Annotated in this window: 24 protein-coding genes, 1 tRNA gene and 1 rRNA gene; 8 read left to right on the forward strand and 18 right to left on the reverse strand. The window is 52.5% G+C overall.

Translation table 11 applies throughout. The features are described from left to right. Positions 1 to 77 precede the first annotated feature (77 nt). The 3 genes from SK33_RS19055 to gmhB form a co-directional block, all read right to left on the reverse strand. Positions 78 to 153: transfer RNA gene (locus tag SK33_RS19055), tRNA-Glu, on the reverse strand. Between the two features lie 85 nt (positions 154 to 238). Then, positions 239 to 1780, reverse strand: a 16S ribosomal RNA gene (locus tag SK33_RS19060). A gap of 366 nt (positions 1781 to 2146) precedes the next feature. Beyond that, on the reverse strand, positions 2147 to 2713 hold the full coding sequence (gene gmhB / locus SK33_RS19065) for a D-glycero-beta-D-manno-heptose 1,7-bisphosphate 7-phosphatase (RefSeq protein ID WP_003829138.1): 567 nt from the start codon (positions 2711 to 2713) through the stop codon (positions 2147 to 2149). Between the two features lie 189 nt (positions 2714 to 2902). On the opposite strand from gmhB, the gene metN reads away from it, so the two are divergent. The 6 genes from metN (at position 2903) to proS (ending at position 8497) form a co-directional block, all read left to right on the forward strand. Then, complete coding sequence (metN, locus tag SK33_RS19070; protein ID WP_003018468.1) at positions 2903 to 3934, forward strand: methionine ABC transporter ATP-binding protein MetN; 1032 nt, start codon at positions 2903 to 2905, stop codon at positions 3932 to 3934. Then, a complete protein-coding gene (locus SK33_RS19075; protein ID WP_003018471.1) occupies positions 3927 to 4580 on the forward strand; it encodes a methionine ABC transporter permease MetI in 654 nt (217 codons plus the stop codon). The genes metN and SK33_RS19075 overlap by 8 nt, the downstream gene beginning before the upstream one ends. 44 nt (positions 4581 to 4624) lie before the next feature. Next, positions 4625 to 5440 carry a methionine ABC transporter substrate-binding lipoprotein MetQ gene (metQ, locus tag SK33_RS19080; protein ID WP_003018474.1) on the forward strand — a complete coding sequence of 272 codons (816 nt, stop codon included), beginning with the start codon at positions 4625 to 4627 and terminating at the stop codon, positions 5438 to 5440. Between the two features lie 116 nt (positions 5441 to 5556). Beyond that, a complete protein-coding gene (gene rcsF, locus SK33_RS19085; RefSeq protein ID WP_003018477.1) occupies positions 5557 to 5961 on the forward strand; it encodes an Rcs stress response system protein RcsF in 405 nt (134 codons plus the stop codon). Continuing rightward, on the forward strand, positions 5958 to 6665 hold the full coding sequence (tsaA, locus tag SK33_RS19090) for a tRNA (N6-threonylcarbamoyladenosine(37)-N6)-methyltransferase TrmO (protein WP_003018479.1): 708 nt from the start codon (positions 5958 to 5960) through the stop codon (positions 6663 to 6665). The genes rcsF and tsaA overlap by 4 nt, the downstream gene beginning before the upstream one ends. A gap of 113 nt (positions 6666 to 6778) precedes the next feature. Further along, a complete protein-coding gene (gene proS, locus SK33_RS19095) occupies positions 6779 to 8497 on the forward strand; it encodes a proline--tRNA ligase (RefSeq protein ID WP_016149584.1) in 1719 nt (572 codons plus the stop codon). Between the two features lie 44 nt (positions 8498 to 8541). Here the strand turns inward: proS and nlpE are convergent, their stop codons facing one another. From nlpE to SK33_RS19110, 3 genes are read right to left on the reverse strand one after another with little or no spacing between them, the layout of a single operon-like run. Beyond that, a complete protein-coding gene (gene nlpE / locus SK33_RS19100; protein ID WP_113772704.1) occupies positions 8542 to 9240 on the reverse strand; it encodes an envelope stress response activation lipoprotein NlpE in 699 nt (232 codons plus the stop codon). A gap of 30 nt (positions 9241 to 9270) precedes the next feature. Next, positions 9271 to 9693 (reverse strand): alternative ribosome rescue aminoacyl-tRNA hydrolase ArfB, encoded by a 423-nt coding sequence (arfB, locus tag SK33_RS19105; RefSeq protein WP_003018489.1) that lies wholly within the window; start codon positions 9691 to 9693, stop codon positions 9271 to 9273. Continuing rightward, positions 9690 to 10235 (reverse strand): YaeQ family protein, encoded by a 546-nt coding sequence (locus SK33_RS19110; protein ID WP_003018497.1) that lies wholly within the window; start codon positions 10233 to 10235, stop codon positions 9690 to 9692. Before SK33_RS19110 ends, arfB begins: the two co-directional genes overlap by 4 nt. Positions 10236 to 10423: 188 nt before the next feature. Between SK33_RS19110 and SK33_RS19115 the strand changes: the two genes are divergently transcribed. Both SK33_RS19115 and rof read left to right on the forward strand, forming a co-directional pair. Continuing rightward, positions 10424 to 10624, forward strand: a complete 201-nt coding sequence (locus tag SK33_RS19115; protein WP_048219672.1) for a YaeP family protein — start codon at positions 10424 to 10426, stop codon at positions 10622 to 10624. Beyond that, positions 10611 to 10871, forward strand: a complete 261-nt coding sequence (gene rof / locus SK33_RS19120; RefSeq protein WP_048219673.1) for a Rho-binding antiterminator — start codon at positions 10611 to 10613, stop codon at positions 10869 to 10871. The genes SK33_RS19115 and rof overlap by 14 nt, the downstream gene beginning before the upstream one ends. Positions 10872 to 10934: 63 nt before the next feature. On the opposite strand, the gene tilS is transcribed toward rof, so the two are convergent. The 12 genes from tilS to bamA all read right to left on the reverse strand — a co-directional run bounded on the left by tilS (position 10935) and on the right by bamA (position 26608). Further along, a complete protein-coding gene (gene tilS / locus SK33_RS19125; RefSeq protein ID WP_048219675.1) occupies positions 10935 to 12227 on the reverse strand; it encodes a tRNA lysidine(34) synthetase TilS in 1293 nt (430 codons plus the stop codon). Positions 12228 to 12288: 61 nt separating this feature from the next. Then, positions 12289 to 12678, reverse strand: a complete 390-nt coding sequence (locus tag SK33_RS19130; RefSeq protein WP_003018507.1) for a VOC family protein — start codon at positions 12676 to 12678, stop codon at positions 12289 to 12291. Positions 12679 to 12744: 66 nt separating this feature from the next. After that, positions 12745 to 14883, reverse strand: coding sequence for a lysine decarboxylase LdcC (gene ldcC, locus SK33_RS19135; RefSeq protein ID WP_032948560.1), 2139 nt, complete (start codon positions 14881 to 14883; stop codon positions 12745 to 12747). 99 nt (positions 14884 to 14982) lie between these two features. Then, a complete protein-coding gene (gene accA, locus SK33_RS19140; RefSeq protein ID WP_003018513.1) occupies positions 14983 to 15942 on the reverse strand; it encodes an acetyl-CoA carboxylase carboxyl transferase subunit alpha in 960 nt (319 codons plus the stop codon). A gap of 12 nt (positions 15943 to 15954) precedes the next feature. Beyond that, a complete protein-coding gene (gene dnaE, locus SK33_RS19145) occupies positions 15955 to 19437 on the reverse strand; it encodes a DNA polymerase III subunit alpha (RefSeq protein ID WP_003018516.1) in 3483 nt (1160 codons plus the stop codon). A 24-nt stretch (positions 19438 to 19461) separates the two neighbouring features. Next, positions 19462 to 20058 (reverse strand): ribonuclease HII, encoded by a 597-nt coding sequence (rnhB, locus tag SK33_RS19150; RefSeq protein ID WP_003018518.1) that lies wholly within the window; start codon positions 20056 to 20058, stop codon positions 19462 to 19464. Beyond that, positions 20055 to 21203 (reverse strand): lipid-A-disaccharide synthase, encoded by a 1149-nt coding sequence (gene lpxB, locus SK33_RS19155; RefSeq protein WP_003018522.1) that lies wholly within the window; start codon positions 21201 to 21203, stop codon positions 20055 to 20057. Before lpxB ends, rnhB begins: the two co-directional genes overlap by 4 nt. After that, a complete protein-coding gene (gene lpxA / locus SK33_RS19160; protein WP_003018525.1) occupies positions 21203 to 21991 on the reverse strand; it encodes an acyl-ACP--UDP-N-acetylglucosamine O-acyltransferase in 789 nt (262 codons plus the stop codon). The genes lpxB and lpxA overlap by 1 nt, the downstream gene beginning before the upstream one ends. Before the next feature lie 3 nt (positions 21992 to 21994). Continuing rightward, positions 21995 to 22450, reverse strand: a complete 456-nt coding sequence (gene fabZ, locus SK33_RS19165; RefSeq protein ID WP_003018528.1) for a 3-hydroxyacyl-ACP dehydratase FabZ — start codon at positions 22448 to 22450, stop codon at positions 21995 to 21997. Positions 22451 to 22553: 103 nt separating this feature from the next. After that, a complete protein-coding gene (gene lpxD, locus SK33_RS19170; protein ID WP_003018531.1) occupies positions 22554 to 23579 on the reverse strand; it encodes a UDP-3-O-(3-hydroxymyristoyl)glucosamine N-acyltransferase in 1026 nt (341 codons plus the stop codon). 3 nt (positions 23580 to 23582) lie between these two features. After that, positions 23583 to 24068 carry a molecular chaperone Skp gene (gene skp, locus SK33_RS19175; RefSeq protein WP_003018533.1) on the reverse strand — a complete coding sequence of 162 codons (486 nt, stop codon included), beginning with the start codon at positions 24066 to 24068 and terminating at the stop codon, positions 23583 to 23585. A gap of 122 nt (positions 24069 to 24190) precedes the next feature. Beyond that, positions 24191 to 26608 carry an outer membrane protein assembly factor BamA gene (gene bamA, locus SK33_RS19180; protein ID WP_032948557.1) on the reverse strand — a complete coding sequence of 806 codons (2418 nt, stop codon included), beginning with the start codon at positions 26606 to 26608 and terminating at the stop codon, positions 24191 to 24193. Positions 26609 to 26632: the final 24 nt, after the last annotated feature.

Below are 26632 nucleotides of genomic sequence, written 5' to 3' on the forward strand. Positions count from 1 at the left end.
CAAATATCTCAAACGTCACCCGAAGGTAAGTTTTGAGATATTGGGGTCGGCGACTTTCACTCACACATACCAGCAAGTGGCGTCCCCTAGGGGATTCGAACCCCTGTTACCGCCGTGAAAGGGCGGTGTCCTGGGCCTCTAGACGAAGGGGACACTGAAGTCTCAATCGCAAGACGCCTTGCTATTTACTTTTCATCAGACAATCTGTGTGAGCACTACAAAGAACGTTTCTTTAAGGTAAGGAGGTGATCCAACCGCAGGTTCCCCTACGGTTACCTTGTTACGACTTCACCCCAGTCATGAATCACAAAGTGGTAAGCGCCCTCCCGAAGGTTAAGCTACCTACTTCTTTTGCAACCCACTCCCATGGTGTGACGGGCGGTGTGTACAAGGCCCGGGAACGTATTCACCGTGGCATTCTGATCCACGATTACTAGCGATTCCGACTTCATGGAGTCGAGTTGCAGACTCCAATCCGGACTACGACATACTTTATGAGGTCCGCTTGCTCTCGCGAGGTCGCTTCTCTTTGTATATGCCATTGTAGCACGTGTGTAGCCCTACTCGTAAGGGCCATGATGACTTGACGTCATCCCCACCTTCCTCCAGTTTATCACTGGCAGTCTCCTTTGAGTTCCCGACCGAATCGCTGGCAACAAAGGATAAGGGTTGCGCTCGTTGCGGGACTTAACCCAACATTTCACAACACGAGCTGACGACAGCCATGCAGCACCTGTCTCACGGTTCCCGAAGGCACCAAGCCATCTCTGGCAAGTTCCGTGGATGTCAAGAGTAGGTAAGGTTCTTCGCGTTGCATCGAATTAAACCACATGCTCCACCGCTTGTGCGGGCCCCCGTCAATTCATTTGAGTTTTAACCTTGCGGCCGTACTCCCCAGGCGGTCGACTTAACGCGTTAGCTCCGGAAGCCACGCCTCAAGGGCACAACCTCCAAGTCGACATCGTTTACGGCGTGGACTACCAGGGTATCTAATCCTGTTTGCTCCCCACGCTTTCGCACCTGAGCGTCAGTCTTTGTCCAGGGGGCCGCCTTCGCCACCGGTATTCCTCCAGATCTCTACGCATTTCACCGCTACACCTGGAATTCTACCCCCCTCTACAAGACTCTAGCCTGCCAGTTTCGGATGCAGTTCCCAGGTTGAGCCCGGGGATTTCACATCCGACTTGACAGACCGCCTGCGTGCGCTTTACGCCCAGTAATTCCGATTAACGCTTGCACCCTCCGTATTACCGCGGCTGCTGGCACGGAGTTAGCCGGTGCTTCTTCTGCGAGTAACGTCAATCACTAAGGTTATTAACCTTAATGCCTTCCTCCTCGCTGAAAGTACTTTACAACCCGAAGGCCTTCTTCATACACGCGGCATGGCTGCATCAGGCTTGCGCCCATTGTGCAATATTCCCCACTGCTGCCTCCCGTAGGAGTCTGGACCGTGTCTCAGTTCCAGTGTGGCTGGTCATCCTCTCAGACCAGCTAGGGATCGTCGCCTAGGTGAGCCGTTACCCCACCTACTAGCTAATCCCATCTGGGCACATCCGATGGCAAGAGGCCCGAAGGTCCCCCTCTTTGGTCTTGCGACGTTATGCGGTATTAGCTACCGTTTCCAGTAGTTATCCCCCTCCATCGGGCAGTTTCCCAGACATTACTCACCCGTCCGCCACTCGTCACCCAAGGAGCAAGCTCCTCTGTGCTACCGTTCGACTTGCATGTGTTAGGCCTGCCGCCAGCGTTCAATCTGAGCCATGATCAAACTCTTCAATTTAAGTTTGATGCTCGTGAATTAAACTTCGTAATGAATTACGTATGTTCACTCAGAGACTTGGTATTCATTTTTCGTCTTGCGACGTTAAGAATCCGTATCTTCGAGTGCCCACACAGATTGTCTGATAAATTGTTAAAGAGCAGTTGCGACGCGCTTTAGCGCTCTGTCGCGAGGTGGCGTATATTACGCTTTCCTCTTTCAGAGTCAACCCTCATTTTCAGGTTTTTCTCTTCAACCGAACCGGCTGTTTGTGTGAAGTGATTCACATCCGCCGTGTCGATGGAGGCGCATTATAGGGAGTCGACTCAGGAAGACAAGCGGAAAAATGCATTTTTGTTTCAACCGCTCACCTTTTACCCACAACGCTTACTTTTGCTGCTTTTTTATCGCCATTGGCAGGTCTGCCAGACTATTTATGACTAAATCTGCCGCATTTTCTGCTTCCGGCGTGACGGGTTTGCCTGTGCGCACCAATACCTTCGTGCCAACATTTGCAGCTGCCGCCGCCTGCATATCTTCAATTTTGTCGCCTACCATATAAGAAGCGGCCATATCGATGTGCAAGAAGTCTCGGGCGGAGATAAACATGCCAGGATGCGGTTTACGACAGTCGCAGACCTGACGATACTCTTCCACGGTGCCTTGTGGGTGATGCGGGCAGTAGTAGATGCCATCCAGCTCAACATCGCGATCGGCCAGCGACCAGTCCATCCATTCGGTCAACGTTTCAAACTGCGCCTCAGTAAATTTACCACGCGCGATACCAGACTGGTTCGTCACAATAATGAGCGCGTAACCCATTTTTTTAAGTTCACGCATGGCATCAATAACGCCGTCGATAAACTCAAACTCGTCGATCTCATGTACATAACCGTGGTCCACATTAATGGTACCGTCACGGTCGAGAAAAATTGCGGGTACAGACTTTGCCACCTTTTATAGCTCCTGAATAAGGCATGTGGCTCTAGTATCGCATGTTTCAGCGGGCAAGAAAGTGCTCATCGCGCAAAGCCTGATTGATTTAGACGTCTGGATGCCTTAACATCCATCTAGTTGACGGCTTCGACCGTACCTGACAGACGAAAATGCCACGGCTAACTTAATTACGATAATAAATAACCAATGATTAAACTTTCGAATATCACCAAAGTGTTCCAGCAGGGGACTCGCACCATTCAGGCGTTAAATAACGTCAGCCTGCATGTTCCTGCCGGGCAGATTTATGGCGTTATTGGCGCCTCCGGTGCCGGTAAAAGTACGCTCATCCGCTGCGTTAACTTACTTGAACGCCCAACCGAAGGCAGCGTTCAGGTCGGCGGTCAGGAACTCACGACGCTTTCTGAGTCAGAGCTGACCAAAGCTCGCCGTCAAATCGGCATGATTTTCCAACACTTTAACCTGCTCTCTTCCCGCACCGTGTTTGGCAACGTCGCGCTGCCGCTGGAACTGGATAACACGCCAAAAGAAGAGATCAAACGCCGTGTAACAGAACTGTTGGATTTGGTTGGTCTTGGTGACAAGCACGATAGCTACCCGGCCAATCTTTCTGGTGGACAAAAACAGCGTGTGGCAATCGCCCGTGCGCTGGCAAGCAATCCCAAAGTGCTGCTGTGTGATGAAGCCACCAGCGCACTCGATCCGGCAACGACCCGCTCGATTCTGGAATTATTGAAAGACATTAACCGTCGTCTGGGACTTACCATTCTGCTGATAACCCATGAGATGGACGTTGTAAAACGCATTTGTGACTGCGTGGCGGTCATCAGTAATGGTGAACTGATTGAACAGGACACCGTTAGCGAAGTGTTCTCACACCCGAAAACGCCGCTGGCACAGAAATTTATTCAGTCCACGCTGCACCTGGATATCCCGGAAGATTACCTGGAACGGTTAAAAGCCGAGCCAGAAGCAGACAGTGTGCCGATGCTGCGTATGGAATTCACCGGTCATTCGGTCGATGCGCCGCTACTTTCTGAGACGGCCCGCCGTTTTAACGTTAATAACAACATTATTAGCGCGCAGATGGATTACGCCGGCGGTGTGAAATTCGGCATCATGCTGACTGAAATGCACGGCACACAGGAAGATACACAAGCAGCCATCAACTGGTTGCAGGAACACCATGTAAAAGTAGAGGTACTAGGTTATGTCTGAGCCGATGATGTGGCTTCTGGTTCGCGGCGTATGGGAAACGCTGGCAATGACCTTTGTGTCCGGTTTTTTTGGTTTTGTGATCGGTCTGCCGGTTGGCGTGTTGCTGTACGTAACGCGTCCGGGGCAAATCATTGAGAACGCGAAGCTCTACCGTACGCTCTCTGCGCTGGTGAACATTTTCCGTTCCATCCCGTTCATCATCTTATTGGTGTGGATGATTCCGTTCACCCGCATGATCGTAGGCACCTCTATCGGACTGCAGGCCGCTATCGTCCCGCTGACCGTCGGCGCCGCGCCGTTTATCGCCCGTATGGTGGAAAACGCGCTGCTCGAAATCCCGACCGGGCTAATAGAAGCCTCTCGTGCGATGGGCGCCACGCCGCTGCAAATTGTACGTAAGGTATTACTGCCAGAAGCGCTGCCAGGACTGGTCAATGCGGCCACCATCACTCTTATCACGCTGGTTGGTTACTCCGCGATGGGCGGTGCCGTCGGTGCCGGTGGTCTTGGACAGATTGGTTATCAGTACGGCTATATTGGTTACAACGCTACAGTAATGAATACAGTACTGGTATTGCTCGTCGTTCTGGTTTATTTAATTCAGTTATCCGGCGATCGCATCGTCCGGGCTGTCACGCACAAATAACGTTGCACACAACACTAAAAACTCATTAAGAAAAGGAAATAAGCATGGCGTTCAAATTCAAAACCTTTGCGGCAGTTGGAGCCCTGATCGGTTCTCTGGCACTTGTGGGTTGCGGTCAGGATGAAAAAGATCCTAATCACATCAAAGTGGGCGTTATTGTTGGCGCAGAGCAGCAGGTTGCAGAAGTCGCGCAGAAAGTAGCTAAAGAAAAATACGGTCTGGACGTTGAGCTGGTCACGTTTAACGATTACGTTCTGCCTAACGAAGCGCTGAGCAAAGGCGATATCGATGCTAACGCCTTCCAGCACAAACCGTACCTGGATCAGCAGATCAAAGATCGCGGTTACAAGCTGGTTGCTGTAGGCAATACTTTTGTTTACCCGATTGCGGGCTATTCCAAAAAAATCAAATCACTGGATGAGCTGCAGGACGGTTCACAGGTCGCGATTCCAAACGACCCGACTAACCTTGGCCGTTCCTTGCTGCTGCTGCAAAAAGTGGGCTTAATCAAGCTGAAAGATGGTGTTGGCCTGCTGCCGACCGCGCTGGACGTGATTGAAAACCCGAAAAATCTGAAGCTGGTTGAACTGGAAGCGCCGCAGCTGCCGCGTTCTCTGGACGATGCTCAAATCGCACTGGCGGTCATCAACACCACCTACGCCAGCCAGATCGGCCTGACCCCGGCAAAAGACGGTATCTTTGTTGAAGATAAAGATTCTCCGTACGTAAACCTGATCGTGACGCGTGAAGACAACAAAGATGCTGAGAACGTGAAGAAATTCGTTCAGGCATATCAGTCTGATGAAGTGTACGAAGCAGCAAACAAAGTCTTTAACGGCGGTGCTGTTAAGGGCTGGTAATTTTAGGCTGTTTACATAATATGTAATATCATCAGGACGGGCGCTTGCCCGTCTTGTCATTTATGCAAGCACCTGATTCAATATCTGACGTTTAGATCATTCATTGAGGAAATATTATGCGTGCTTTACCGATCTGTTTAGTAGCACTCTTGCTGAGCGGCTGTTCTATGTTAAGCAGATCCCCTGTTGAACCCGTTCAAAGCACCGCAACCCCGCCGAAAGCGGAGCCGGAAAAACCGAAAGCACCGCGCGCGACGCCGGTAAGAATCATTACTAACGCTGAAGATTTAGTAGGCAAGCCGTTCCGCGATCTTGGCGAAGTTAGCGGTGAATCCTGCCAGGCATCCAACCAGGATTCCCCTCCGAGCATTCCAACCGCGCGCAAACGCATGCAGATTAACGCATCAAAAATGAAAGCTAATGCGGTATTGCTGCACAGTTGCGAAGTGACCAGCGGAACACCGGGTTGCTATCGTCAGGCGGTTTGCATCGGTTCTGCACTGAACATTTCGGCGAAATGAGCCATTTTCAGTTCGAGCAAATAGGCGTTATCCGCTCACCATATAAAGAAAAGTTCGCCGTTCCACGCCAGCCAGGTCTGGTGAAAAGCGCCTGCGGCGAACTGCATTTGCTCGCACCTTATAACCAGGCCGATGCCGTTCGCGGCCTGGAAGCCTTCAGTCATTTGTGGGTGATTTTTGTTTTTCACCAGACAATGGAAGGTGGATGGCGTCCGACCGTGCGCCCTCCCCGTCTTGGTGGCAACGCCAGAATGGGTGTCTTTGCCACACGTTCAACGTTTCGTCCTAACCCTGTTGGCATGTCGTTGGTAGAGCTGCGGGGCATCCGCTGCCATAAAGAGCACGTAATCCTCGAACTCGGTGGACTGGACCTTGTTGACGGAACGCCAGTAGTGGATATTAAGCCGTATCTGCCGTTTGCCGAATCGCTGCCTGATGCTCGCGCCAGCTATGCCCAGGACGCACCTCAGGCCAGCGTCGAGGTGACGTTCAGTGAAGATCTCGCGGAGCAACTACTGAAGCTCGAACAACGTTACCCGCGTCTTCGTCAGTTTATTACCGAAGTGCTGGCGCAGGATCCGCGTCCTGCCTACCGTAAAAATGAGGAAGAAGGCAAAACCTACGCCGTCTGGCTGCTGGACTTTAACGTGCGCTGGCGCGTCACACCGTCAGGATTTGAGGTCTTTGCTCTGGAAGCCCGCTAATTTGCGTCGCGTACTCTTTTGACATCCCTTTCTCGCTGGTAAACTAAACCACTTTTGTTTTGTGCCAGGCTCGTTTTGAGCCTGTTCGATCGTTCAACTGGAACCGTAACAACATGCGTACTAGCCAATATCTGCTCTCCACTCTGAAGGAGACACCTGCCGACGCCGAAGTCATCAGCCACCAGCTGATGCTGCGCGCCGGGATGATCCGCAAGCTGGCCTCCGGGTTATATACCTGGCTGCCGACCGGCGTGCGCGTCCTGAAAAAAGTCGAAAATATCGTGCGTGAAGAGATGAACAACGCCGGTGCGATCGAGGTGTTGATGCCGGTCGTTCAGCCTTCTGAACTGTGGGAAGAGAGCGGCCGTTGGGAACAATACGGCCCGGAACTGCTGCGTATTGCTGACCGTGGCGATCGTTCGTTCGTCCTCGGCCCAACGCATGAAGAAGTGATCACCGACTTGATCCGTAACGAGCTGAGCTCTTACAAACAGCTGCCGCTGAACTTCTATCAGATCCAGACCAAATTCCGTGACGAAGTCCGTCCGCGTTTCGGCGTGATGCGTTCCCGCGAATTCCTGATGAAAGATGCCTACTCTTTCCACACCTCTCAGGAATCCCTGCAGGAAACCTACGATGCGATGTACGCTGCGTACAGCAAAATCTTCAGCCGTATGGGGCTGGATTTCCGTGCAGTACAAGCGGATACCGGTTCTATTGGCGGCAGCGCCTCTCACGAATTCCAGGTCCTGGCACAGAGCGGCGAAGACGATGTGATCTTCTCCGACTCCTCCGATTATGCGGCGAACATCGAATTCGCCGAAGCCGTTGCGCCGAAAGAGCCGCGCGCAGCAGCAACTCAGGAAATGACGCTGGTTGATACTCCGAACGCCAAAACCATCGCCGAACTAGTTGAGCAGTTCAACCTGCCTATCGAAAAAACCGTGAAAACCCTGCTGGTGAAAGCGGTTGAAGGCAGCAGCTACCCGCTGGTCGCCCTGCTGGTTCGTGGCGATCACGAGCTGAACGAAGTCAAAGCGGAAAAACTGCCGCAGGTTGCCAGCCCGCTGACCTTTGCCACCGAAGAAGAAATTCGTGCGTTGGTAAAAGCAGGTCCAGGCTCGCTCGGTCCGGTGAATATGCCGATTCCGGTGGTTATCGACCGTACCGTTGCAGTAATGAGCGATTTCGCTGCCGGTGCCAACATCGACGGTAAACACTATTTCGGTATCAACTGGGATCGCGACGTAGTCACCCCGGAAGTTGCAGACATCCGTAACGTGGTCGCCGGCGACCCGAGCCCGGACGGCAAAGGTACGCTGATGATCAAACGCGGTATCGAAGTCGGCCACATCTTCCAGTTGGGTACCAAGTACTCTGAAGCGATGAAAGCCGCCGTACAGGGCGAAGATGGTCGTAACCAGATCCTGACCATGGGTTGCTACGGTATCGGGGTCACTCGCGTGGTTGCTGCTGCTATCGAACAGAACTATGACGATCGCGGCATCGTATGGCCAGACGCCATTGCTCCGTTCCAGGTCGCGATTCTGCCGATGAACATGCACAAGTCCTACCGCGTGCAGGAACTGGCTGAAAAACTGTACGCTGAGCTGCGCGCTCAGGGTATTGAAGTGCTGATGGACGACCGTAAAGAGCGTCCGGGCGTGATGTTTGCCGATATGGAACTGATCGGTATTCCGCACACTATCGTGCTGGGCGACCGTAACCTCGACAACGACGATATCGAATACAAATACCGTCGTAACGGCGAGAAAGAGCTGATTAAAACCGGCGACATCGTCGACTTCCTGGTCAAAGCCATTAAAGGCTAATACCAACAAAAAGGCCCTGATTATCAGGGCCTTTTTTCTATCGATTAATTACACGCTTTACCGGGGATAAATTTCGCGTCTTTATCCGCCATCAACGTTTTCACTTTCTCACCCGTATCCGGGTTTGACTCCAGCGTGAAATGCGCCTCAAGCGTCAGCAATACGGACTGTCCGTTTTCCGCACGCGCAGCTAAATAGTCACGTTCAAGCTGAGCATTATTCGCCACCGGCATCCGTTTACCCGTTGCGCAGTCGGTAAAGATTGCCGCGTCAGCCATATAGAAATACATGCCTCGCATCGGCATTGGCGTCACCGGTAAGCTGGCGGAAACCGGCTGGAGCGTGTAGTTAAACTGTGACTCAATCGGGTTACCTTCACGATCGAGCATTTCCAGCGCCTCGCCTTTAGCCCGGTAGTACGACTTTTCACCTTTGCTGTCGGTCAGCACCAGCTTGTCGGCAGTGCGCGCCCATGTGCCATAAGAGGCAAATGAAGACAGTTCATCCCGCACGCCCTGATAACGTTCGTTCATCACCCATGTACCGTCTTTCTCCAGAAACAGAGAGGTTTCAATCCCTTCACAGTCCGCGCAAGGTAAGATGCCACGCCAGCTTTGCTGCATCGGTTTTAATTCTGCCGCCCGCGTCGGCTGTAGTACTTCAACTTCAGTACGGTTATTACAGCCGATCAAGGAAAAAAGCGTGCATGCAGCGACTACGGACAATATTGCTGTTTTCACTATCAATTCCTTATAAATTTTTATTCCCGCTCGTCAGTCTTGCGTTCGACGAACTCTCCCACGCAGTGCTTTCACTGTGGATTTTTGCGCCTTCGATGACAACCTGCGCTCTTTCGAGGCGCGTGTAGGGCGAGTTGCCTGTCGGCTTTTTTGCACTGCGGTTAATTCTTTTATCACCGCTACCAGCCGGGAGATTGCCGCTTCCCGATTAAGTTCCTGGCTACGGTATTCCTGCGCCTTAATGATAATAACGCCATCACCGCTAATCAGATGATGGCTGGCGGCAAGCAAACGTTCCTTGTAATACTCTGGCAGGCCAGAGGCCCGAATGTCAAAGCGCAAATGGATAGCCGTCGAGGTCTTGTTAACGTGCTGACCGCCCGCGCCCTGCGCCCGAATCGCCGTGATTTCCAGCTCATTATCAGGGATAGAGACGTTTCGGGAGATAACAATCATGAACGCGGCTGCCACGCGGTCAGATGAATTTCCAGATTGTTCTGAGAGTCAGACAGCCAGATAGCACCGTCCTGGATAGTTGCCTGCAGCGCCATTGTACGACCTGCAAAATCACTCAGTTGCGCCAGTTGTTCATCATCCAGATACCACACGGTCAGATTTTTAAACTGCGCGCACTTGTTCTGATTTTGCTGCCACCAGATCTGAGCCGCACGGCTGTTGTAAGCAAACAGGGCAACCTCTCCAGACTGGGTACAGGCTTTTTTAATACGGCGCTCATCCGGCAGACCCAGCTCAATCCAGAGATCGATACCCAGATGGTCGTTACGCAGCCATGCTTCAGGCTCGTCTTCCGCACTCAGACCACGCGTGAACTGCAGCCGTTCATCGGCATATTTGATCCAGGCCAGCAGGCGCAACATCATGCGCTCCTGGGTTTCAGAGGGGTGACGCGCCAGCGTCAAGGCCGCGTCAAGGAACTGGTTGCGGTCAAGATCCGCTACGTTGACGACGGCTTTATAAATTGTCGCTTTAAGCGCCATGAGAGAACTCCTTTCGAATCAGGCGCACATTGTAGCGAAAACTGCGGCAAAAGGCTGCTAACTGCTCCTCTATCAAGGCGCTGATATTGCTTGAATGAGTATGGTATAGTCACCTTGCTAAACAGAGTTTATCTTCGTAGGCTTAGACTTGCATCCACGGTTAAGTCAGAGTGCTGACAGGAGGGCATGTGGAAAAATATTGTGAGTTAATACGCAAGCGGTACGCGGAAATCGCCAGCGGAGACTTAGGGTATATCCCGGATGCGCTGGGTTGCGTATTGAAGGTGCTTAATGAAGTGGCGGCAGACAGCGCCCTTCCAGAGTCGATCAGGGAAAAAGCGGCGTATGCTGCCGCGAACTTACTGGTGAGCGATTATGTCAATGAATGAAACGTATCAACCCATCAACTGCGATGATTACGACAATCTTGAACTCGCCTGCCAGCACCATTTGTTACTGACGCTGGCGCTAAAAGATGGCAAAGTTTTGCAGGCGAAAGCGAACGACCTGGTTTCACGCAAAAACGTGGAGTATCTGGTCGCAGATGTCGCAGGTGAAACCCGGGAGCTTCGTCTCGACAAAATTGCCAGCTTCAGCCACCCGCAGATCGGTACCGTGGTGGTCAGCGAATCTTAACTTTTTTTCGCCTTATCCGGCCTACTTTCCATGTGAAACGTAGGCCTGATAAGCGCAGCACCATCAGGCATGCCATACCAGCCTCACGCCTTCTTCACCTTCCGCCGTCCCCTCACGCGTCACGAAAACACCCGCAGCCGCAATCAACGTTTCGCCGTAAAACAGCAGCGGTGTGGTATCTCGTCGCCAGGGCGGGATCCCCTGCTCCTGCCAGATTTTTTTTAATTTCCGTCCGCCGTTACGCCCGACAATATGCAATAACCCTGGCGCTTTAAAACGGATACTGACGACTTCATCCGCTTGCGGCAAGCGCAAATCACCCGCAGAGATTAACTGAACCGAACCCAATCCGGCAGGCAGCGTCAACGGCGTTTTCCACTCTAACCACGGGATAATAGTTTCGCTTTGCCCATCGACTGACTTCACCCACCACAGCTGTGACTGATAACGACGGACCTCGTACTCCCCGAGGCGAAAACTTGGTGACGCATCTTCCCGCGCCAGCGCCACTTCCTGCCAGATACGTTCCAGCCCATCACGGGAAGGCATCGGCGCATTTAACCCCGCCAGCCAGCGACGAAGCAGCGCGGCACGACGCACGCCGCTCATCATCATTAATGGCGTCAGTAACAGTGTTCCGCGGGATGTGATGCAATCGGCTAAATCGCTGGCCAGCAGTTCATCCAATAAACTCTCCTGCTCAGCGCACAGCGCAGCACTGCGGGCAACGGCTTGCGCGAAGTGCGGCCAGCGCTGTTGGAGCAATGGGGTAACGCGCAATCTGAGGAAATTGCGATCGTAGGTATCATCCTGATTGCTTTCATCTTCAATCCAGCATAATTCATGCTGCCGTGCCCATGCTTCAAGCGCCTCTCGCGTTTGCGCCAGCAGCGGTCGAATCAGTTGGGTTCCGGCAAACGGAGAGCTTTCCCCCATGGCGGAAAGTCCGGCAGGACCACTGCCGCGTTTAAGCGCCAGCAGAAAGGTTTCACACTGGTCATCGAGATGCTGTGCGGTCATCAGCACCTCGCCCGGTAGTAAGGTCTGCGCAAACGCCTGATAGCGCGCGCGTCGCGCCTGGGCTTCGATGCCCAGACCATCATCCTCAAGGTGTACCCGCTCAACCACCAGCGACACCTGCCACTGCGAGCATACCGACTCACAATGCTGTACCCAACTGTCTGCGTGTGGGCTTAATCCGTGGTGAATGTGGATTGCGCGTAAAGCAACATCAGGATGCAGCGCTCGCCACTGCACCAACTGATGCAGCAATACGGTGGAATCCAGCCCGCCGCTAAAGGCGACCAGAATCGATTGAGAATTCAGCAGAGAAGTGTTCAGCGTGAGTGTCGTCATGATGGTTACTTACAATGGCATTGCCCGGCACGTTACCGGGCTAACGCCACAATGACAAGCCCTACAGCTCGTACAGTTCGAGGGGTAATCCGTCCGGATCGTTAAAAAACGTAAAACGTTTGCCGGTAAACGGATCGATTCGTACCGGCTCGCATTTCACATCATGGCTTTCCAGATGAATTATCGCCTTTTCCACATCATCTACGCTGAACGCCAGATGACGCAAACCGCAGGCTTCCGGTCGGCTCGGACGGCAAGGTGGAAACGGGAAAGAAAAAAGCTCAATCACATACTGGCCGTTCAATGCCAGATCGCCTTTCCACGAGTCTCTCTCTTCCCGATAGGCTTCGCTCATCAGTGTAAAGCCAAGCACATCGCAGTAAAATGCCTTACTCGCCGCGTAGTCAGTCGCAATAATGGCAATATGGTGAACCTGTTTTAATCCCAGCATAGCGTCATCGCCTCTTTCATTTTTCTGTCAGAACGTTACTCGAACGTCTTGGGGTGAGGCAAGTCGTTATGCCATTTTTAAGACTCTCACGCGATACAGGCCATCCTCACCCAGTTTAGCGCCATGGATATCGGTTTCAAATCCAGGGTAGCGCTGCCCTACCGAGCACAGCATCAGAAGAAAATCGAGGACAGCCCGGCTTTTGGCAGTGATCATTTCCCCGGGCATCAAAAGCGGCACGCCGGGGGGATAAGGCAGGATCATATTGGCAGAAACGCGCCCCACCAGTTGATCAAGTGCTACCGTTTCGACCTCACCTTTGATCTGCCGCTGCCAGGCCTGGTGCGGCGTCATTTTCATTTCCGGCAAGGTATCAAATGCCCGCAGCATCAACCCGGAGAGATCATGCTGGCGGATCAACTGATGGATCCCTTGCGCCAGATCCTGAATACGCATATTGCGATAGAAATCGGGATCTTCAGCATATAGATCCGGCAGCATATTTTTCACACGTAAATTCAGATCGTACGAGCGCTTAAATTCCGTCAGGCCACGTAGCAGCCCCATCGCCCGGGTTTTATCAATACCAATGCTGAACAGGAACAACAGGTTATACGGTCCCGTCTTCTCGACTACGACGCCGCGTTCATCAAGGAATTTCGCCACCAGCGCCGCGGGGATCCCCTCTTCGCTCATATTTCCCTGTTCATCCATTCCCGGCGTCAAAATCGTGACCTTCACCGGGTCAAGGAACATGTGGTCGGCATCAGCATCAACAAATCCGTGCCAGTCTTCACCTGGCGCTACCGGCCAGCACTCTGCTTCATCTACCTTTTCCGGCTGCCAGATATCAAAGAACCAACCATCCGACTCTTCACGCAGACGTTGCACTTCTTTACGGAAATGCAGCGCCCGTTCCACCGAACGATTGATTAACCGCTTGCCTGAATTGCCACGCAGCATTGCCGCCGCCGTTTCTATCGACGCCACTATCGGATAGCTCGGAGACGTAGAGGTGTGCATCATAAAGGCTTCGTTGAACGTGTCTTCATCATAGTCGCCCTTAATGTGGATCAGCGAAGCCTGTGACAACGCCGCCAGCATCTTGTGGGTGGACTGGGTTTCAAAAATCACCTTTCCCGGTACCCGTTCGCCGCTCATCCCGCTTTTCCCCTGATAGATCGGATGAAAATGGGTATACGGCACCCAGGCTGAATCAAAATGGATGGAGGGCACATCCAGGGTTTGTTTGATCCAGTTGGTGTTATACAACAGGCCATCATAGGTGGAGTTGGTGATCACCGCGTGGACCGGCCATTGCGCCTGATTGGTTTCCTCAACTTTGCGTTCAATGCTTGCGTGGGTAAATTCCCGACGGGGTATACCGCCGAGGATCCCCAGCGCGTTACGCGTGGGCTTCAGCCAGATTGGCACCACATCACTCATCATCAGCAAATGCGCCAGTGACTTATGGCAGTTGCGGTCAATCAGGAGCGTACTGCCTGCAGGTGCAGCATACATACCGACAATCTTGTTCGATGTCGAGGTGCCGTTGGTCACCATATAGCTCTGCTCGGCACCAAAAGTACGCGCGATATACTCCTCCGCTTCCAGGTGCGGACCGGTATGATCAAGCAATGAGCCCAGTTCGGTTACGGAAATGGACACGTCGGCTTTCAGCGTATTACCGCCAAAGAAATCATAGAACAGGCAGCCGACCGGACTTTTCTGGTACGCCGTTCCCGCCATGTGCCCAGGCGTGCAGAAGGTATACTTCCCTTCCTTCACATAGGTAAACAGCGCTTTGGTGAAAGGAGGCGTGATGTTATCGAGGTATTCGCTGGTGTACTGGCGGATGCGGGTGGCAATGTCTTCAGACTGACCCAGCGCATACTCAAAAAACCACAGCGCCATGCGCAGGTCGTGCGCACTGACATCCATCGTCGAATGGGTATTAATAAAGGCGTAGAGCGGGAGATACTCGTTGAGCTGGTTGATGTCGCTGCACAGCTCCAGACTGTATTCATCCCAGTCAAAAATGACGCCGCAAATTCGCGGGTTATGTTCGATAAACTTCAGCAGGTCGACGCTATTCTGCGGCCAGATAATCTGAAACCCCTGCTGCTGCAGCGCACATTCAAGTTCCTTGATGGGCTCATCTTTATAAAAGACGCCATGCGGTCCCATGATGGCAATGATATTCATGCGTTCCTCCTGGAAAAACCTTAGTTAATCATAGCCTGGCCAAACCACAGGTAAAAAAAAGGGCCACAGCATTGTGGCCCTTTTCAGAATTAATGCAGTTTACGCGTAACCGTAGCTCATCAGACGCTGGTAACGACGGTTTTTCAGATCATCTTTGCTTAACACGTCGAGATCGGCGAGATCGGCCAGCAGCTGTGCCTTCAGGGACGCAGCCATTACTTCAGGGTTGCGGTGCGCGCCGCCCAGCGGTTCCGGGATGATAGAGTCAATCAGCTTCAGCTCTTTCAGACGCGGCGCGATAATTCCCATTGCTTCTGCGGCCAGCGGCGCTTTGTCGGCGCTTTTCCACAGAATGGAAGCACAACCTTCCGGGGAGATAACGGAATAGGTGCTGTACTGCAGCATATTAACTTTATCGCCCACACCGATAGCCAGCGCGCCGCCGGAACCACCTTCACCGATAACGGTGCAGATTACCGGCACGCTCAGACGTGACATTTCGCGCAGGTTGCGCGCAATCGCTTCTGACTGACCACGTTCTTCCGCGCCCACGCCCGGGTAAGCCCCTGGGGTGTCGATGAAGGTAATGATCGGCATGTTGAAGCGCTCGGCCATTTCCATCAGGCGCAGCGCTTTGCGATAGCCTTCCGGCGCTGGCATGCCGAAATTACGGCGAATCTTTTCTTTGGTCTCACGGCCTTTCTGATGACCAATGATCATCACCGGACGGCCATCCAGACGCGCGATACCGCCGACAATAGCTTTATCATCCGCATAGGCTCGATCGCCCGCCAGCTCATCAAATTCATCAAACGCCAGGCGGACATAATCCAGGGTGTACGGACGCTGTGGATGGCGCGCCAGTTGGGCTACCTGCCATGCGCCAAGATCGGCGAAGATTTTACGCGTCAGTTCTACGCTTTTTTCACGCAGACGATGCACTTCTTCATCGATGTTAATATCCAGTTTCTCATCCTGACGGCTAACCGCAGTCAAAGAATCGATTTTTGCTTCCAGCTCTGCAATCGGCTGTTCAAAATCAAGGAAATTCAGACTCATAGTATTCCTGTATTAGTCAAACTCCAGTTCCACCTGCTCCGAACCAATAAGGCCACGGAGATCGTTTAGCAAACGATCGCTCGGAGAGACACGCCACGTCGCGCCAAAACGCAACCGCGCACGTGCATCCGCCCTCTGATAGTAGAGATGTACTGGAATTGTCCCCGAGCGGTGGGGTTCCAGAGACTGACGGAGTCGGTTTAAAAGCTGGTCATCAATTTGCCTGTCCGTCAGCGAGATAGCAAGCCCGCGAGCATATTTTTCCCGGGCTTCGTCAATATCCATGACTTCACGGGCCATCATTTTAAGCCCGCCACTGAAGTCATCAAAGCTGACCTGTCCGCTGACGATAAGTATGCGGTCTTTTTCCAGCAATTGCTGGTATTTATCCAGAGCATCGGTAAACAACATAACCTCCAGACGTCCGGAACGGTCATCCAGTGTACAGATGCCGATACGATTGCCGCGCTTGGTGACCATTACCCGCGCAGCAATGACGAGCCCCGCAGCCGTGGTGACTTTACCACGTTCTGTCGGATGCATGTCTTTCAGCCTGTAGCCTCCGACATAGCGCTCAATTTCTTTTAAATACTGGTTGATGGGGTGTCCCGTCAGGTAAAGCCCCAACGTTTCACGCTCACCGTCTAATACCACCTGCTCCGGCCACGGTTGGCAGCTGGCATAGGATTGTTCAATTTGCTCCGGTTCTTCCGCCAGCACGCCAAACATATCGGCCTGACCAATAGCTTCGGCTTTTGCATGCTGATCGGCGGCTTTTAGTGCGTCGTTGAGCGAATTCATCAACGCCGCACGATGCGGGCCAAGGCGATCAAACGCCCCGGACATGATTAGCTTTTCCAGCACCCGGCGGTTAAGTTTTTTGATATCCGTGCGCGCGCAGAGATCAAACAGCTCACGGAAGTAGCCGCCTTCGTTACGCGCCTCAATAATAGCTTCAATTGGCCCTTCACCCACGCCTTTTATCGCGCCGATGCCATAAACAATCTCGCCATCATCATTCACGTGAAAATGGTAAAGCCCGGAGTTGATATCCGGCGGCAGGATTTTGAGCCCCATGCGCCAGCATTCATCCACCAGTCCGACGACTTTCTCGGTGTTATCCATATCGGCAGTCATTACCGCCGCCATAAACTCGGCAGGATAATGCGCCTTCAGCCACAGAGTCTGGTAAGAAACCAGCGCATAGGCAGCGGAGTGTGATTTGTTAAATCCGTAACCGGCGAATTTCTCCACCAGGTCAAAGATTTTCATCGCCAGTTCGCCGTCTACGCCGCGCTTTTTCGCCCCTTCTTCAAAGGTGCCGCGCTGCTTGGCCATCTCTTCCGGCTTTTTCTTACCCATCGCACGACGCAGCATATCCGCGCCGCCAAGGGTGTACCCGGACAACTCCTGGGCAATCTGCATAACCTGTTCCTGATACAGGATAATGCCGTAGGTCGGCTCCAGTACCGGTTTCAGACACTCATGCTGCCATTGTACATCCGGATAGGAAATCTCTTCGCGACCATGCTTACGGTCGATAAAGTTATCTACCATTCCCGACTGTAGCGGGCCAGGGCGGAACAGAGCCACCAGTGCGATCATATCTTCGAAGCAGTCAGGCTGCAGACGTTTGATCAGGTCTTTCATGCCGCGGGATTCAAGCTGGAAGACCGCCGTGGTCTCCGAGCGTTGCAGCATATCGAAGCTTTTCTTGTCATCCAGCGGGATAGCCGCAATATCCAGCGGTGGCTCACCGTTCTTTTCACGGCGCGCGTTGATCATTTCCAGCGCCCAGTTGATGATGGTGAGCGTACGCAGGCCGAGGAAGTCGAACTTCACAAGACCGGCATATTCCACATCGTTCTTATCAAACTGAGTAACCGGGTGCAGCCCCTGTTCATCGCAGTACAGCGGAGCAAAATCAGTAATTTTGGTCGGTGCGATAACCACACCACCAGCGTGCTTACCGGCGTTACGCGTGACGCCTTCCAGCTTACGCGCCATATCGATCAGCGCTTTAACCTCTTCATCTGCCTCATAGATTTCCGGCAGTTGGGGTTCGGCTTCAAAGGCTTTTGCCAGCGTCATGCCCGGATCGGGCGGTACTAGCTTCGAAATACGGTCAACGAAGCCGTACGGATGCCCCAGTACGCGGCCCACGTCGCGGATAACCGCTTTTGCTGCCATCGTACCGAAGGTAATAATCTGCGAAACCGCATCACGACCGTACATTTCCGCCACGTGCTCGATGACCTGGTCGCGTTTCTCCATACAGAAGTCAACGTCGAAGTCGGGCATTGAGACACGTTCCGGGTTAAGGAAACGTTCGAACAGCAGGTCAAATTCCAGCGGGTCGAGATCGGTAATTTTCAGCGCATAGGCAACAAGTGAGCCAGCACCGGAACCACGTCCCGGGCCTACCGGTACGCCGTTATCTTTCGACCACTGGATAAATTCCATAACGATCAGGAAGTAGCCCGGGAATCCCATCTGGTTGATAACTTTAAGTTCAACTTCCAGACGTTCATCGTAAGGTGGGCGCTTCTGCGCACGAACTTCAGGGTCAGGGAACAAAAATTCGAGACGTTCTTCCAGCCCTTCGCGTGATTTCGCCACAAGGAAATCTTCGGTGGTCATATCGCCGGTCGGGAACTGCGGCAGGAAATATTCGCCCAGACGCACCGTCACGTTGCAGCGTTTAGCTATCTCGACGGTGTTTTGCAATGCTTCCGGAATATCGGAGAACAGCTCGCACATCTCATCTTCGCTGCGCATGTACTGCTGCGGCGAATAGTTACGCGGGCGTTTCGGGTCATCAAGGGTAAAGCCGTCGTGGATCGCTACGCGGATTTCATGCGCATCGAAATCTCCGGTTTCAAGGAAGCGGACATCGTTAGTCGCCACCACCGGTAGACCACGCGTTTCGGCCAGTGCTACGGCTGCGTGCAGATAATTTTCTTCATCTTGCCTGCCGGTGCGAATCAGTTCGAGGAAATAGCAATTGGGAAAATGTTCTTCGTAAAACGCCACGCACTCGTCAACCAGTGCGTTATTGCCGCGCAGCAGACTTCGTCCGACATCACCCATGCGACCGCCGGAGAGCAAAATCAAACCTTCTTTTAACTCGACCAACCAGTCCCGGTCGATAACCGGTCCTTCTGCGCCATAGCCGCGCTGATAGGCTTTCGAAATCAACAACGTCAGGTTCTGATAGCCGGTATTATTTGCGGCCAGCACGGTAAGCTGCGTGAGTTCATCGCCCAACAGCTCACTGCGGACATGAAAATCTGCGCCAACTATCGGCTTGATACCCGCGCCATGGCCCGCTCCGTAAAACTTCACCAGACCACACAGGTTGGTAAAATCGGTGATCGCCAGCGCAGGCATGCCTAACGCGGCCGCCTTTTTTACCAGCGGTCCGGTTTTCGCCAGCCCATCGATCATGGAGTAGTCGCTGTGCACCCGTAGGTGGACGAAACGTGGTTCAGACATCTTCAGATTCCTTCGACACAAGAATCAGGACGAGAGTCCCAGTGCGCGTTTGACGGGGCCAAAGCTGCGGCGATGGTGCTCAGTCGCACCATGCAGTGCCAATTTTTCCAGATGAAATGCGGTTGGATAACCTTTGTGCTGTGCAAAACCATACTGTGGAAAAACCGTATCCAGCGCCGCCATTTCAGCGTCACGGGTCACTTTTGCCAGAATCGATGCAGCGCTGATCTCCGCCACACGGCTATCACCTTTGACCACCGCCATCGACGGTACCGGTAATGCCGGGCAACGATTGCCGTCAATCAGCACGTATTCGGGCGCAATATGCAGACCCGCAACCGCACGCTGCATGGCCAGCATGGTAGCATGCAAAATGTTCAGTTCGTCGATTTCATGCGGTTCCGCCCGACCCAGGCTCCAGCTTAACGCCTTTTCTTTAATTTCATCAAATAGCGCCAGGCGACGTTTTTCTGACAGTTTTTTTGAGTCGTTAAGACCGATAATAGGGCGAGCCGGATCCAGAATGACGGCAGCAGTGACGACCGCGCCGACCAAAGGGCCGCGTCCGACTTCATCCACACCCGCCACTAAATGCGTATGCGGATACACAAATTCAATCATTGCGCTAACTCCAGGACCGCATCCGCTGCCTGCTCATCAGCATTGCAACGGATCTGCTGGTGCAGTTCACGGAATGTGTCGTGCATCGCATGGCTGGTTTTACCCTTCGCCAGCAACGGCAACAGCGCTTGCGACAGCGCCTGCGGTTCACACTCTTCCTGCAACAGCTCTTTAACCAGTTCTCTTCCCGCCAACAGGTTAGGTAGCGAAACGTAATCAGTCTTCACCAGACGCTTCGCCAGCCAGAAGGTGAAGGGTTTCATACGGTAGCCAACCACCATCGGGCATTTTGCCAGCATACATTCCAGCGCGGCGGTACCTGAAGCCAGCAGTGCGGCGTCGCTGGCCACCATTGCTTCACGTCCCATACCATTGAGCAGATGTACGGAAAGCTCCGGTGCAACTTCCGCTTTGATGCGTTCAAACTGCTCGCGACGTTTGGCATTCACCAACGGCACCACCACTTCGAGATCCGGATAATGCTGGCGTAATAGCTGCGCCGTTTTCAGAAAATCGGCGCTGAGCATCTCCACTTCTGCACCACGGCTTCCTGGCAGTAGCGCCAGGCAGTGAGCGTCATGAGGAATGCCCAGAATATCACGTGCCGCGTTTTTATCCGGGTCCAACGGCATGGCATCCGCCATGGTATGACCGATAAAGCGGCACGGGACGTTAAATTTGTCATAAAACGCTTTTTCGAAAGGCAGAAAGGCCAGCACCATGTTGGTGGATCTGCCTATTTTGAAAACGCGTTTCTGTCGCCACGCCCAGACGGACGGACTGACATAATGAATGGTTTTAATGCCCTGTTTTTTCAAGTTCCCTTCGAGGGTAATGTTGAAATCAGGTGCATCAATGCCAACGAAAACATCCGGCTTTAAGTCGGTGAATCGGCGAGTGAGGTCGGCACGAATATGCAGTAAACGGCGCAGACGTCCGAGCACTTCAACAATGCCCATGACCGCCAGCTCTTCCATTTCGTACCAGGCTTCACAGCCTTCGGCCTGCATCAGCGGACCCGCCACACCAACAAAACGCGCATTGGGAACGCGAGCCTTGAGTGCACGGATTAACCCTGCACCAAGAATATCGCCGGAGGTTTCTCCGGCGACGAGGGCAATCGTTAAAGGACGCTGTTCAGTCATTAACGAATCAGGCCACGCGTTGAGCGCTCAAAGAAGTCGCTGAAAGCCTGAACTTCGGGGTACTGTTTCGCCAGTTCCGCGATTTCTGGTTTCACTTCTTCCAGCGTTTTACCACTACGGTACAACGCTTTGTAGGCGTTACGAATCGCGGTAATCGCTTCGCGGGTGAATCCACGACGCTTCAGACCTTCGATATTGACGCCAAACGGCGTCGCGTGGTTGCCCTGGGCGATAACGTACGGAGGCACGTCCTGGGCTACACCAGAACAGCCGCCAACCATCACATGAGCACCGATGATGCAGAACTGATGCACCGCAGTCATGCCGCCGATGATAACAAAATCATCCAGCGAAACATGTCCGGCAAGCGTGGCGTTATTCGCCAGAATACAGCGGTTTCCTACCGTACAATCATGCGCGACATGCGCATTAATCATCAGTAAGTTATCGCTGCCCACCTTCGTCACTCCACCGCCCTGCACTGTGCCACGATGAATGGTGACGCTTTCGCGGATGCGATTGCGATCGCCAATTTCCACACGGGTCGGTTCGCCAGCATATTTAAGATCCTGGTTAACTTCACCGATGGAGGCAAACTGATAGATCTCGTTATCGCGACCAATTTTTGTATGGCCATTCACGACAACGTGAGACTTCAGTACGGTACCCTCACCAATTTCAACATGGGGTCCAACAATACAAAATGGGCCAATGTGAGCATTGGCACCAATGCTGGCGCCCTCTTCTACAATGGCGGTCGGGTGAATAAAGGCGGATTTATCAATCACGTATCAGGCCTCCCGGCTACGGGCACACATCATCGTTGCTTCGCACACAACTTTACCGTCGACCAGCGCAACCCCTTTAAAACGGGTCAGGCCACGGCGCGTTTTCTCGAAAGTCACTTCCATGATCATCTGATCGCCAGGCACGACAGGACGCTTAAAGCGTGCTTCGTCAATACCCGCGAAATAATACAGTTCGCCTGGTTCCAGTTTTCCTACGCTTTTAAACGCAAGGATACCGGTAGCCTGTGCCATCGCTTCCAGAATCAATACGCCAGGGAAAATAGGTTTACCCGGGAAGTGGCCCTGAAAGAAAGGCTCGTTAACGGATACATTTTTCACTGCGCGCAGAAAACGACCTTCTTCAAAATCCAGCACGCGATCAACCAGCAGAAACGGAAAACGGTGCGGCAGAAGTTCTAAAATCTCTTCAATATGCAGAGTATGAGTGTTAGTAGTCAAAATACTCTTCCTGTCAAAATATACTAAAAGGCAATAATAACACGGCCTGTCGCAATCGTATGAATGGGACAGGCCGAAAAGTCAGACATGCAAAAACGGTGCTTTAGTCTTGTTGATTAACCTTGCGCTCAATCGCTTTGAGGCGCTTGCTCATATCATCAATATTCATCACCAGTGCAGCTGTTTTACGCCATACCTTATTGGGTTGTAGCGGAATGCCTGAGGAATAGACGCCAGGTTCGGTGATAGGACGCATCACCATACCCATGCCAGTCACCGTGACTTTGTCGCATATTTCCATATGCCCATTGATCACGCTGGCGCCGCCAATCATGCAGTAACGGCCAATCTTCAGGCTACCCGCCATAATGACGCCACCGGCTACTGCCGTATTGTCGCCAATCACAACGTTATGCGCAATCTGGCACTGGTTATCAATGATAACACCATTACCGATCACAGTATCGTCCAGAGCACCACGGTCAATGGTGGTACAAGCGCCGATCTCAACGCGATCGCCGATAATCACGCGACCAAGTTGCGGGATCTTTACCCAGTTACCGCGATCGTTCGCGTAACCAAATCCATCAGATCCAACGACAGTGCTTGACTGGATCAGGCAATTCTCACCGATCTGAATGTCGTGGTAAATCGTCACATTCGCCCACAAGCGTGAACCTGCACCGATTTTAGTATTTTTTCCGACGAAGCAGCCTGCGCCGATAACGACGTTATCACCCAGTTCTACGCCAGACTCAATGACCGCATTTGCGCCCACAGAGACATTATTACCCAGCTTCGCCGTTGCATCGATCACTGCACTCGGTGCAATGTTCTGTGCAGGCTGAGGCGTGGTATCTAAAATTTGCGCCATACGTGCATAGGTCAGGTAGGGATTCTTCACTACCAACGCGGCACTTTTAGCAAAAGGAAGATCGTCCTGCGTCATTACTACGGCAGAAGCCTGGCATACGCCTAAATGTTCACGGTACTTAGGATTCACCATGAACGTGATATTGCCAGTTTGCGCAGATTGCATGGACGCTACGCCGGTGATGACGATATCGCCATCACCGTGTAATTCTGCATCCAACTGCTCTGCTAAATCAGCCAGTCGAATTGAAGGCATTACTTATTTAACCTGTTTCAGTACGTCAGCGGTGATGTCTTTTACATCGCTGCTGTTGTATGCAACGGTGTTTGCGTCAACGACCAGATCGATGCTCTGGCTGCTGGCAACAGATTTCACAGCAGTCTGGATACGAGTAACCAGTTTGCCACGTTCTTCGTTGGAGCGACGCGCACGATCCTGCTCAAAAGCCTGAGCTTTCTGAGAGAAAGTCTGGCGCTGAGCCATAACGTCTTTTTCCAGCTTGGTACGATCGCTACCTGCTTTCATTGATTGCAGACGCTGCATCTTAGATTGCAGATCGGATTCCATACGCTGCAGTTCGCTGGCACGGCCTTTGAACTCGTTTTCCAGCGTAGCAGAAACGCCTGTCTTCTGTGCAACCTGTTGGAACAGGCTACCCATGTTGACGATTGCAATTTTGTCAGCCGCTTGTGCGGACGTTGCCATCGCTAAACCGAGACCTGCAGCTAATAACCACTTTTTCACAATTAACTCCTTACCATCCCATTTGCACCCGAAGGTGCAGTTCTTTGCGTGGCCAGGCGATCCCATGCAAGATCGCCTAAAGTCATCGCTACACTACCACTACATTCCTTTGCGAAGAACAATTACCAGGTTTTACCAATGTTAAACTGGAACTGTTCCGCTTTGTCTCCATCGTACTTCTTGAACGGCTGGGCGTAGGAGAAAACCAACGGCCCCAATGGGGACATCCATTGTAAAGCGATACCCGCTGACATACGGATATTACTTGGATCACTGTAGTCCGGCACACCTATAGCACGTGTTTGAGCGCTATCCTGCCAGTTAGTATCCCAAACGGTACCCATATCCCAGAAGAAGGAGGTACGGACCGAGTTGGCATACTTATCACTGATAAACGGCGTCGGGGTAATAAATTCCAGACTGGCTACGGCCATGGCGTTACCACCGACCGCATCGTCTGATTTACAGTACGAACCGTCTTTATTGGTACACTCTTCGTAGCTGTCGGTATCTCCGGCATAAGCCCCAGGTTTATAGACCGCTTTCGGACCGATGGTATTAGACTGGAAGCCACGCACGGTGCTGGAGCCACCCGCATAGAAGTTCTCGTAGAACGGCAACTCTTTACTGCCAATACCGTCGCCATAGCCTACCTTCGTGCGTCCTAAAACCACCCACTTGTGATCATCATCGATCGGCACATAGGTCGCGGTATCCATCGACACTTTGTAGTATTCGTTATCAGAACCCGGAATGGTGACTTTACCGTTCAGGTTGACGCGTGTACCGTCCGTAGGGAAGTACCCACGGTCCAGTTTGTTGTACGTCCAACCGTAGTTAAAGGTGAAGTCATCAGCGGCAAAACTGTTGGTATTGGTCTCGCCCATTGACTCAAGATAACGATCCATCGCAACCTGCGGCTGCATGTTGGACAGTTTGTTATGGACATAGCCCAGGCCAGCACGCAACGTGTTGTATTCGTTTACCGGGAAGCCAAGCGTGACATCTGTACCATAACTTTTGTTGGTATAGTCGGACAGATCCGCATCATTCGCTTCAAAATCGTTATAGAAGACACGGCCACCCAGGCTCACACCATCAACGGTGAAGTACGGGTTGGTCACTGACAACTCAGTATAGGTCTGGTAGTCGTTTTTGGTGCCGTTGATGCCGACAGAATAACCGGTACCTAACCAGTTATCTTGCTGAACGCCAGCCTGGAAGCTCACGCCGCTTTCAGTACCGTAACCGACGCCGAAGTTAAAGCTACCGGTGTTACGCTCTTTGACCTTGTAGACTACATCAACCTGATCCGGGCTGCCCGGGACACGCTGAGTATCGGTATCAACTGTTTCAAAGTAACCCAGACGGTTCAGACGCTCTTTACCCTGGTCGACCAGATCGCTGCCCAACCATGCACCTTCCATCTGACGCATTTCGCGACGCAGAACGGAATCTTTAGAGGTGTCGTTACCTTCAAAACGAATCTTACGCACATAGAAACGGTTACCCGCATCCACGTTTACACGTAATTTAACGGTTTTGTCAGCGTCGTTGATTTCAGGCTGCGACTGTACGCGCGGATAGGCATAGCCATAGCGACCCAGGAGCTTCTTGATATCATCTTCCATCTTGGTCACTTTGGTGCCGTTATAGAGTTCACCTGGCTCAATCTTCGTCAGGGTCTCAATTTCGGCGGAGTGCCCGGCCAGGTTACCGCTCACCTGAACACCAGAAAGCTTGTACTGCTCGCCTTCTGTGATGTTAACGGTGATGTAGATACCTTTTTTATCCGGCGTCAGGCTGACCTGAGTGGAATCAATATTGAAGCGGGCATAACCGCGATCCAGATAGTAGCTGCGCAGGGTTTCAAGGTCGCCCGCCAGCTTCTGTTTCTGGTATTTACGATCGCCCACCACGTTCCACCACGGCACTTCGTCACGCAACTGGAAGTGAGAGATAAGTTCGTCAGTCGTGAAGGCATGGTTGCCGACGATATTGATCTGTTGGATCTTCGCCGAAACACCTTCCTGGAAGACCAGCTTGAGGTCAACGCGGTTACGCGGCAACGGCGTCACCACCGCTTTCACACTGGCGCTGTACTTACCGACGCTATAGTAGAAATCTTCCAGGCCTTTTTCGATATCGGCAAGCGTGGTGCGATCCAGAGACTCGCCAACACGCACGCCAGACGCCTCGAGGTTTTGCTTGAGCATGTCATCTTTCACCGATTTATTACCGGAGAAAGTGATGCTGGCAATCGTCGGACGCTCTTTTACCTGAACCAGAAGGGTATCACCATCGCGCAGGACGCGGACATCCTCAAAGTTACCGGTGGCGAACAGAGCACGAATGGTATTACTGATGTCTTCATCATTAACCGTGTCGCCTGTGCGCACCGGCATACTGAGGAGAGCCGCACCAACGGCGACTCGCTGTAGGCCTTCGAAATGAATGTCCTTCACTACGAACCCTTCAGCACCGTATACGGTGGCGCTGCTAAACAGCAGCGACGCTATGAGCAACTTTTTCATCGCCATCGTTATTATGCGTTCTTCCTAACA

The organism is Citrobacter sp. MGH103 (genome assembly GCF_001034475.2).
Taxonomy (GTDB): domain Bacteria; phylum Pseudomonadota; class Gammaproteobacteria; order Enterobacterales; family Enterobacteriaceae; genus Citrobacter; species Citrobacter freundii.

Excerpts from the sequence above, each read along its gene's own strand:
- metN (WP_003018468.1), top strand. The coding sequence starts at position 2,903 with ATGATTAAACTTTCGAATATCACCAAAGTGTTCCAGCAGGGGACTCGC.
- SK33_RS19075 (WP_003018471.1), top strand. The coding sequence starts at position 3,927 with ATGTCTGAGCCGATGATGTGGCTTCTGGTTCGCGGCGTATGGGAAACG.
- metQ (WP_003018474.1), top strand. The coding sequence starts at position 4,625 with ATGGCGTTCAAATTCAAAACCTTTGCGGCAGTTGGAGCCCTGATCGGT.
- rcsF (WP_003018477.1), top strand. The coding sequence starts at position 5,557 with ATGCGTGCTTTACCGATCTGTTTAGTAGCACTCTTGCTGAGCGGCTGT.
- tsaA (WP_003018479.1), top strand. The coding sequence starts at position 5,958 with ATGAGCCATTTTCAGTTCGAGCAAATAGGCGTTATCCGCTCACCATAT.
- proS (WP_016149584.1), top strand. The coding sequence starts at position 6,779 with ATGCGTACTAGCCAATATCTGCTCTCCACTCTGAAGGAGACACCTGCC.
- arfB (WP_003018489.1), bottom strand. The coding sequence starts at position 9,693 with ATGATTGTTATCTCCCGAAACGTCTCTATCCCTGATAATGAGCTGGAA.
- SK33_RS19110 (WP_003018497.1), bottom strand. The coding sequence starts at position 10,235 with ATGGCGCTTAAAGCGACAATTTATAAAGCCGTCGTCAACGTAGCGGAT.
- rof (WP_048219673.1), top strand. The coding sequence starts at position 10,611 with ATGTCAATGAATGAAACGTATCAACCCATCAACTGCGATGATTACGAC.
- tilS (WP_048219675.1), bottom strand. The coding sequence starts at position 12,227 with ATGACGACACTCACGCTGAACACTTCTCTGCTGAATTCTCAATCGATT.
- SK33_RS19130 (WP_003018507.1), bottom strand. The coding sequence starts at position 12,678 with ATGCTGGGATTAAAACAGGTTCACCATATTGCCATTATTGCGACTGAC.
- ldcC (WP_032948560.1), bottom strand. The coding sequence starts at position 14,883 with ATGAATATCATTGCCATCATGGGACCGCATGGCGTCTTTTATAAAGAT.
- accA (WP_003018513.1), bottom strand. The coding sequence starts at position 15,942 with ATGAGTCTGAATTTCCTTGATTTTGAACAGCCGATTGCAGAGCTGGAA.
- dnaE (WP_003018516.1), bottom strand. The coding sequence starts at position 19,437 with ATGTCTGAACCACGTTTCGTCCACCTACGGGTGCACAGCGACTACTCC.
- rnhB (WP_003018518.1), bottom strand. The coding sequence starts at position 20,058 with ATGATTGAATTTGTGTATCCGCATACGCATTTAGTGGCGGGTGTGGAT.
- lpxB (WP_003018522.1), bottom strand. The coding sequence starts at position 21,203 with ATGACTGAACAGCGTCCTTTAACGATTGCCCTCGTCGCCGGAGAAACC.
- lpxD (WP_003018531.1), bottom strand. The coding sequence starts at position 23,579 with ATGCCTTCAATTCGACTGGCTGATTTAGCAGAGCAGTTGGATGCAGAA.
- bamA (WP_032948557.1), bottom strand. The coding sequence starts at position 26,608 with ATGGCGATGAAAAAGTTGCTCATAGCGTCGCTGCTGTTTAGCAGCGCC.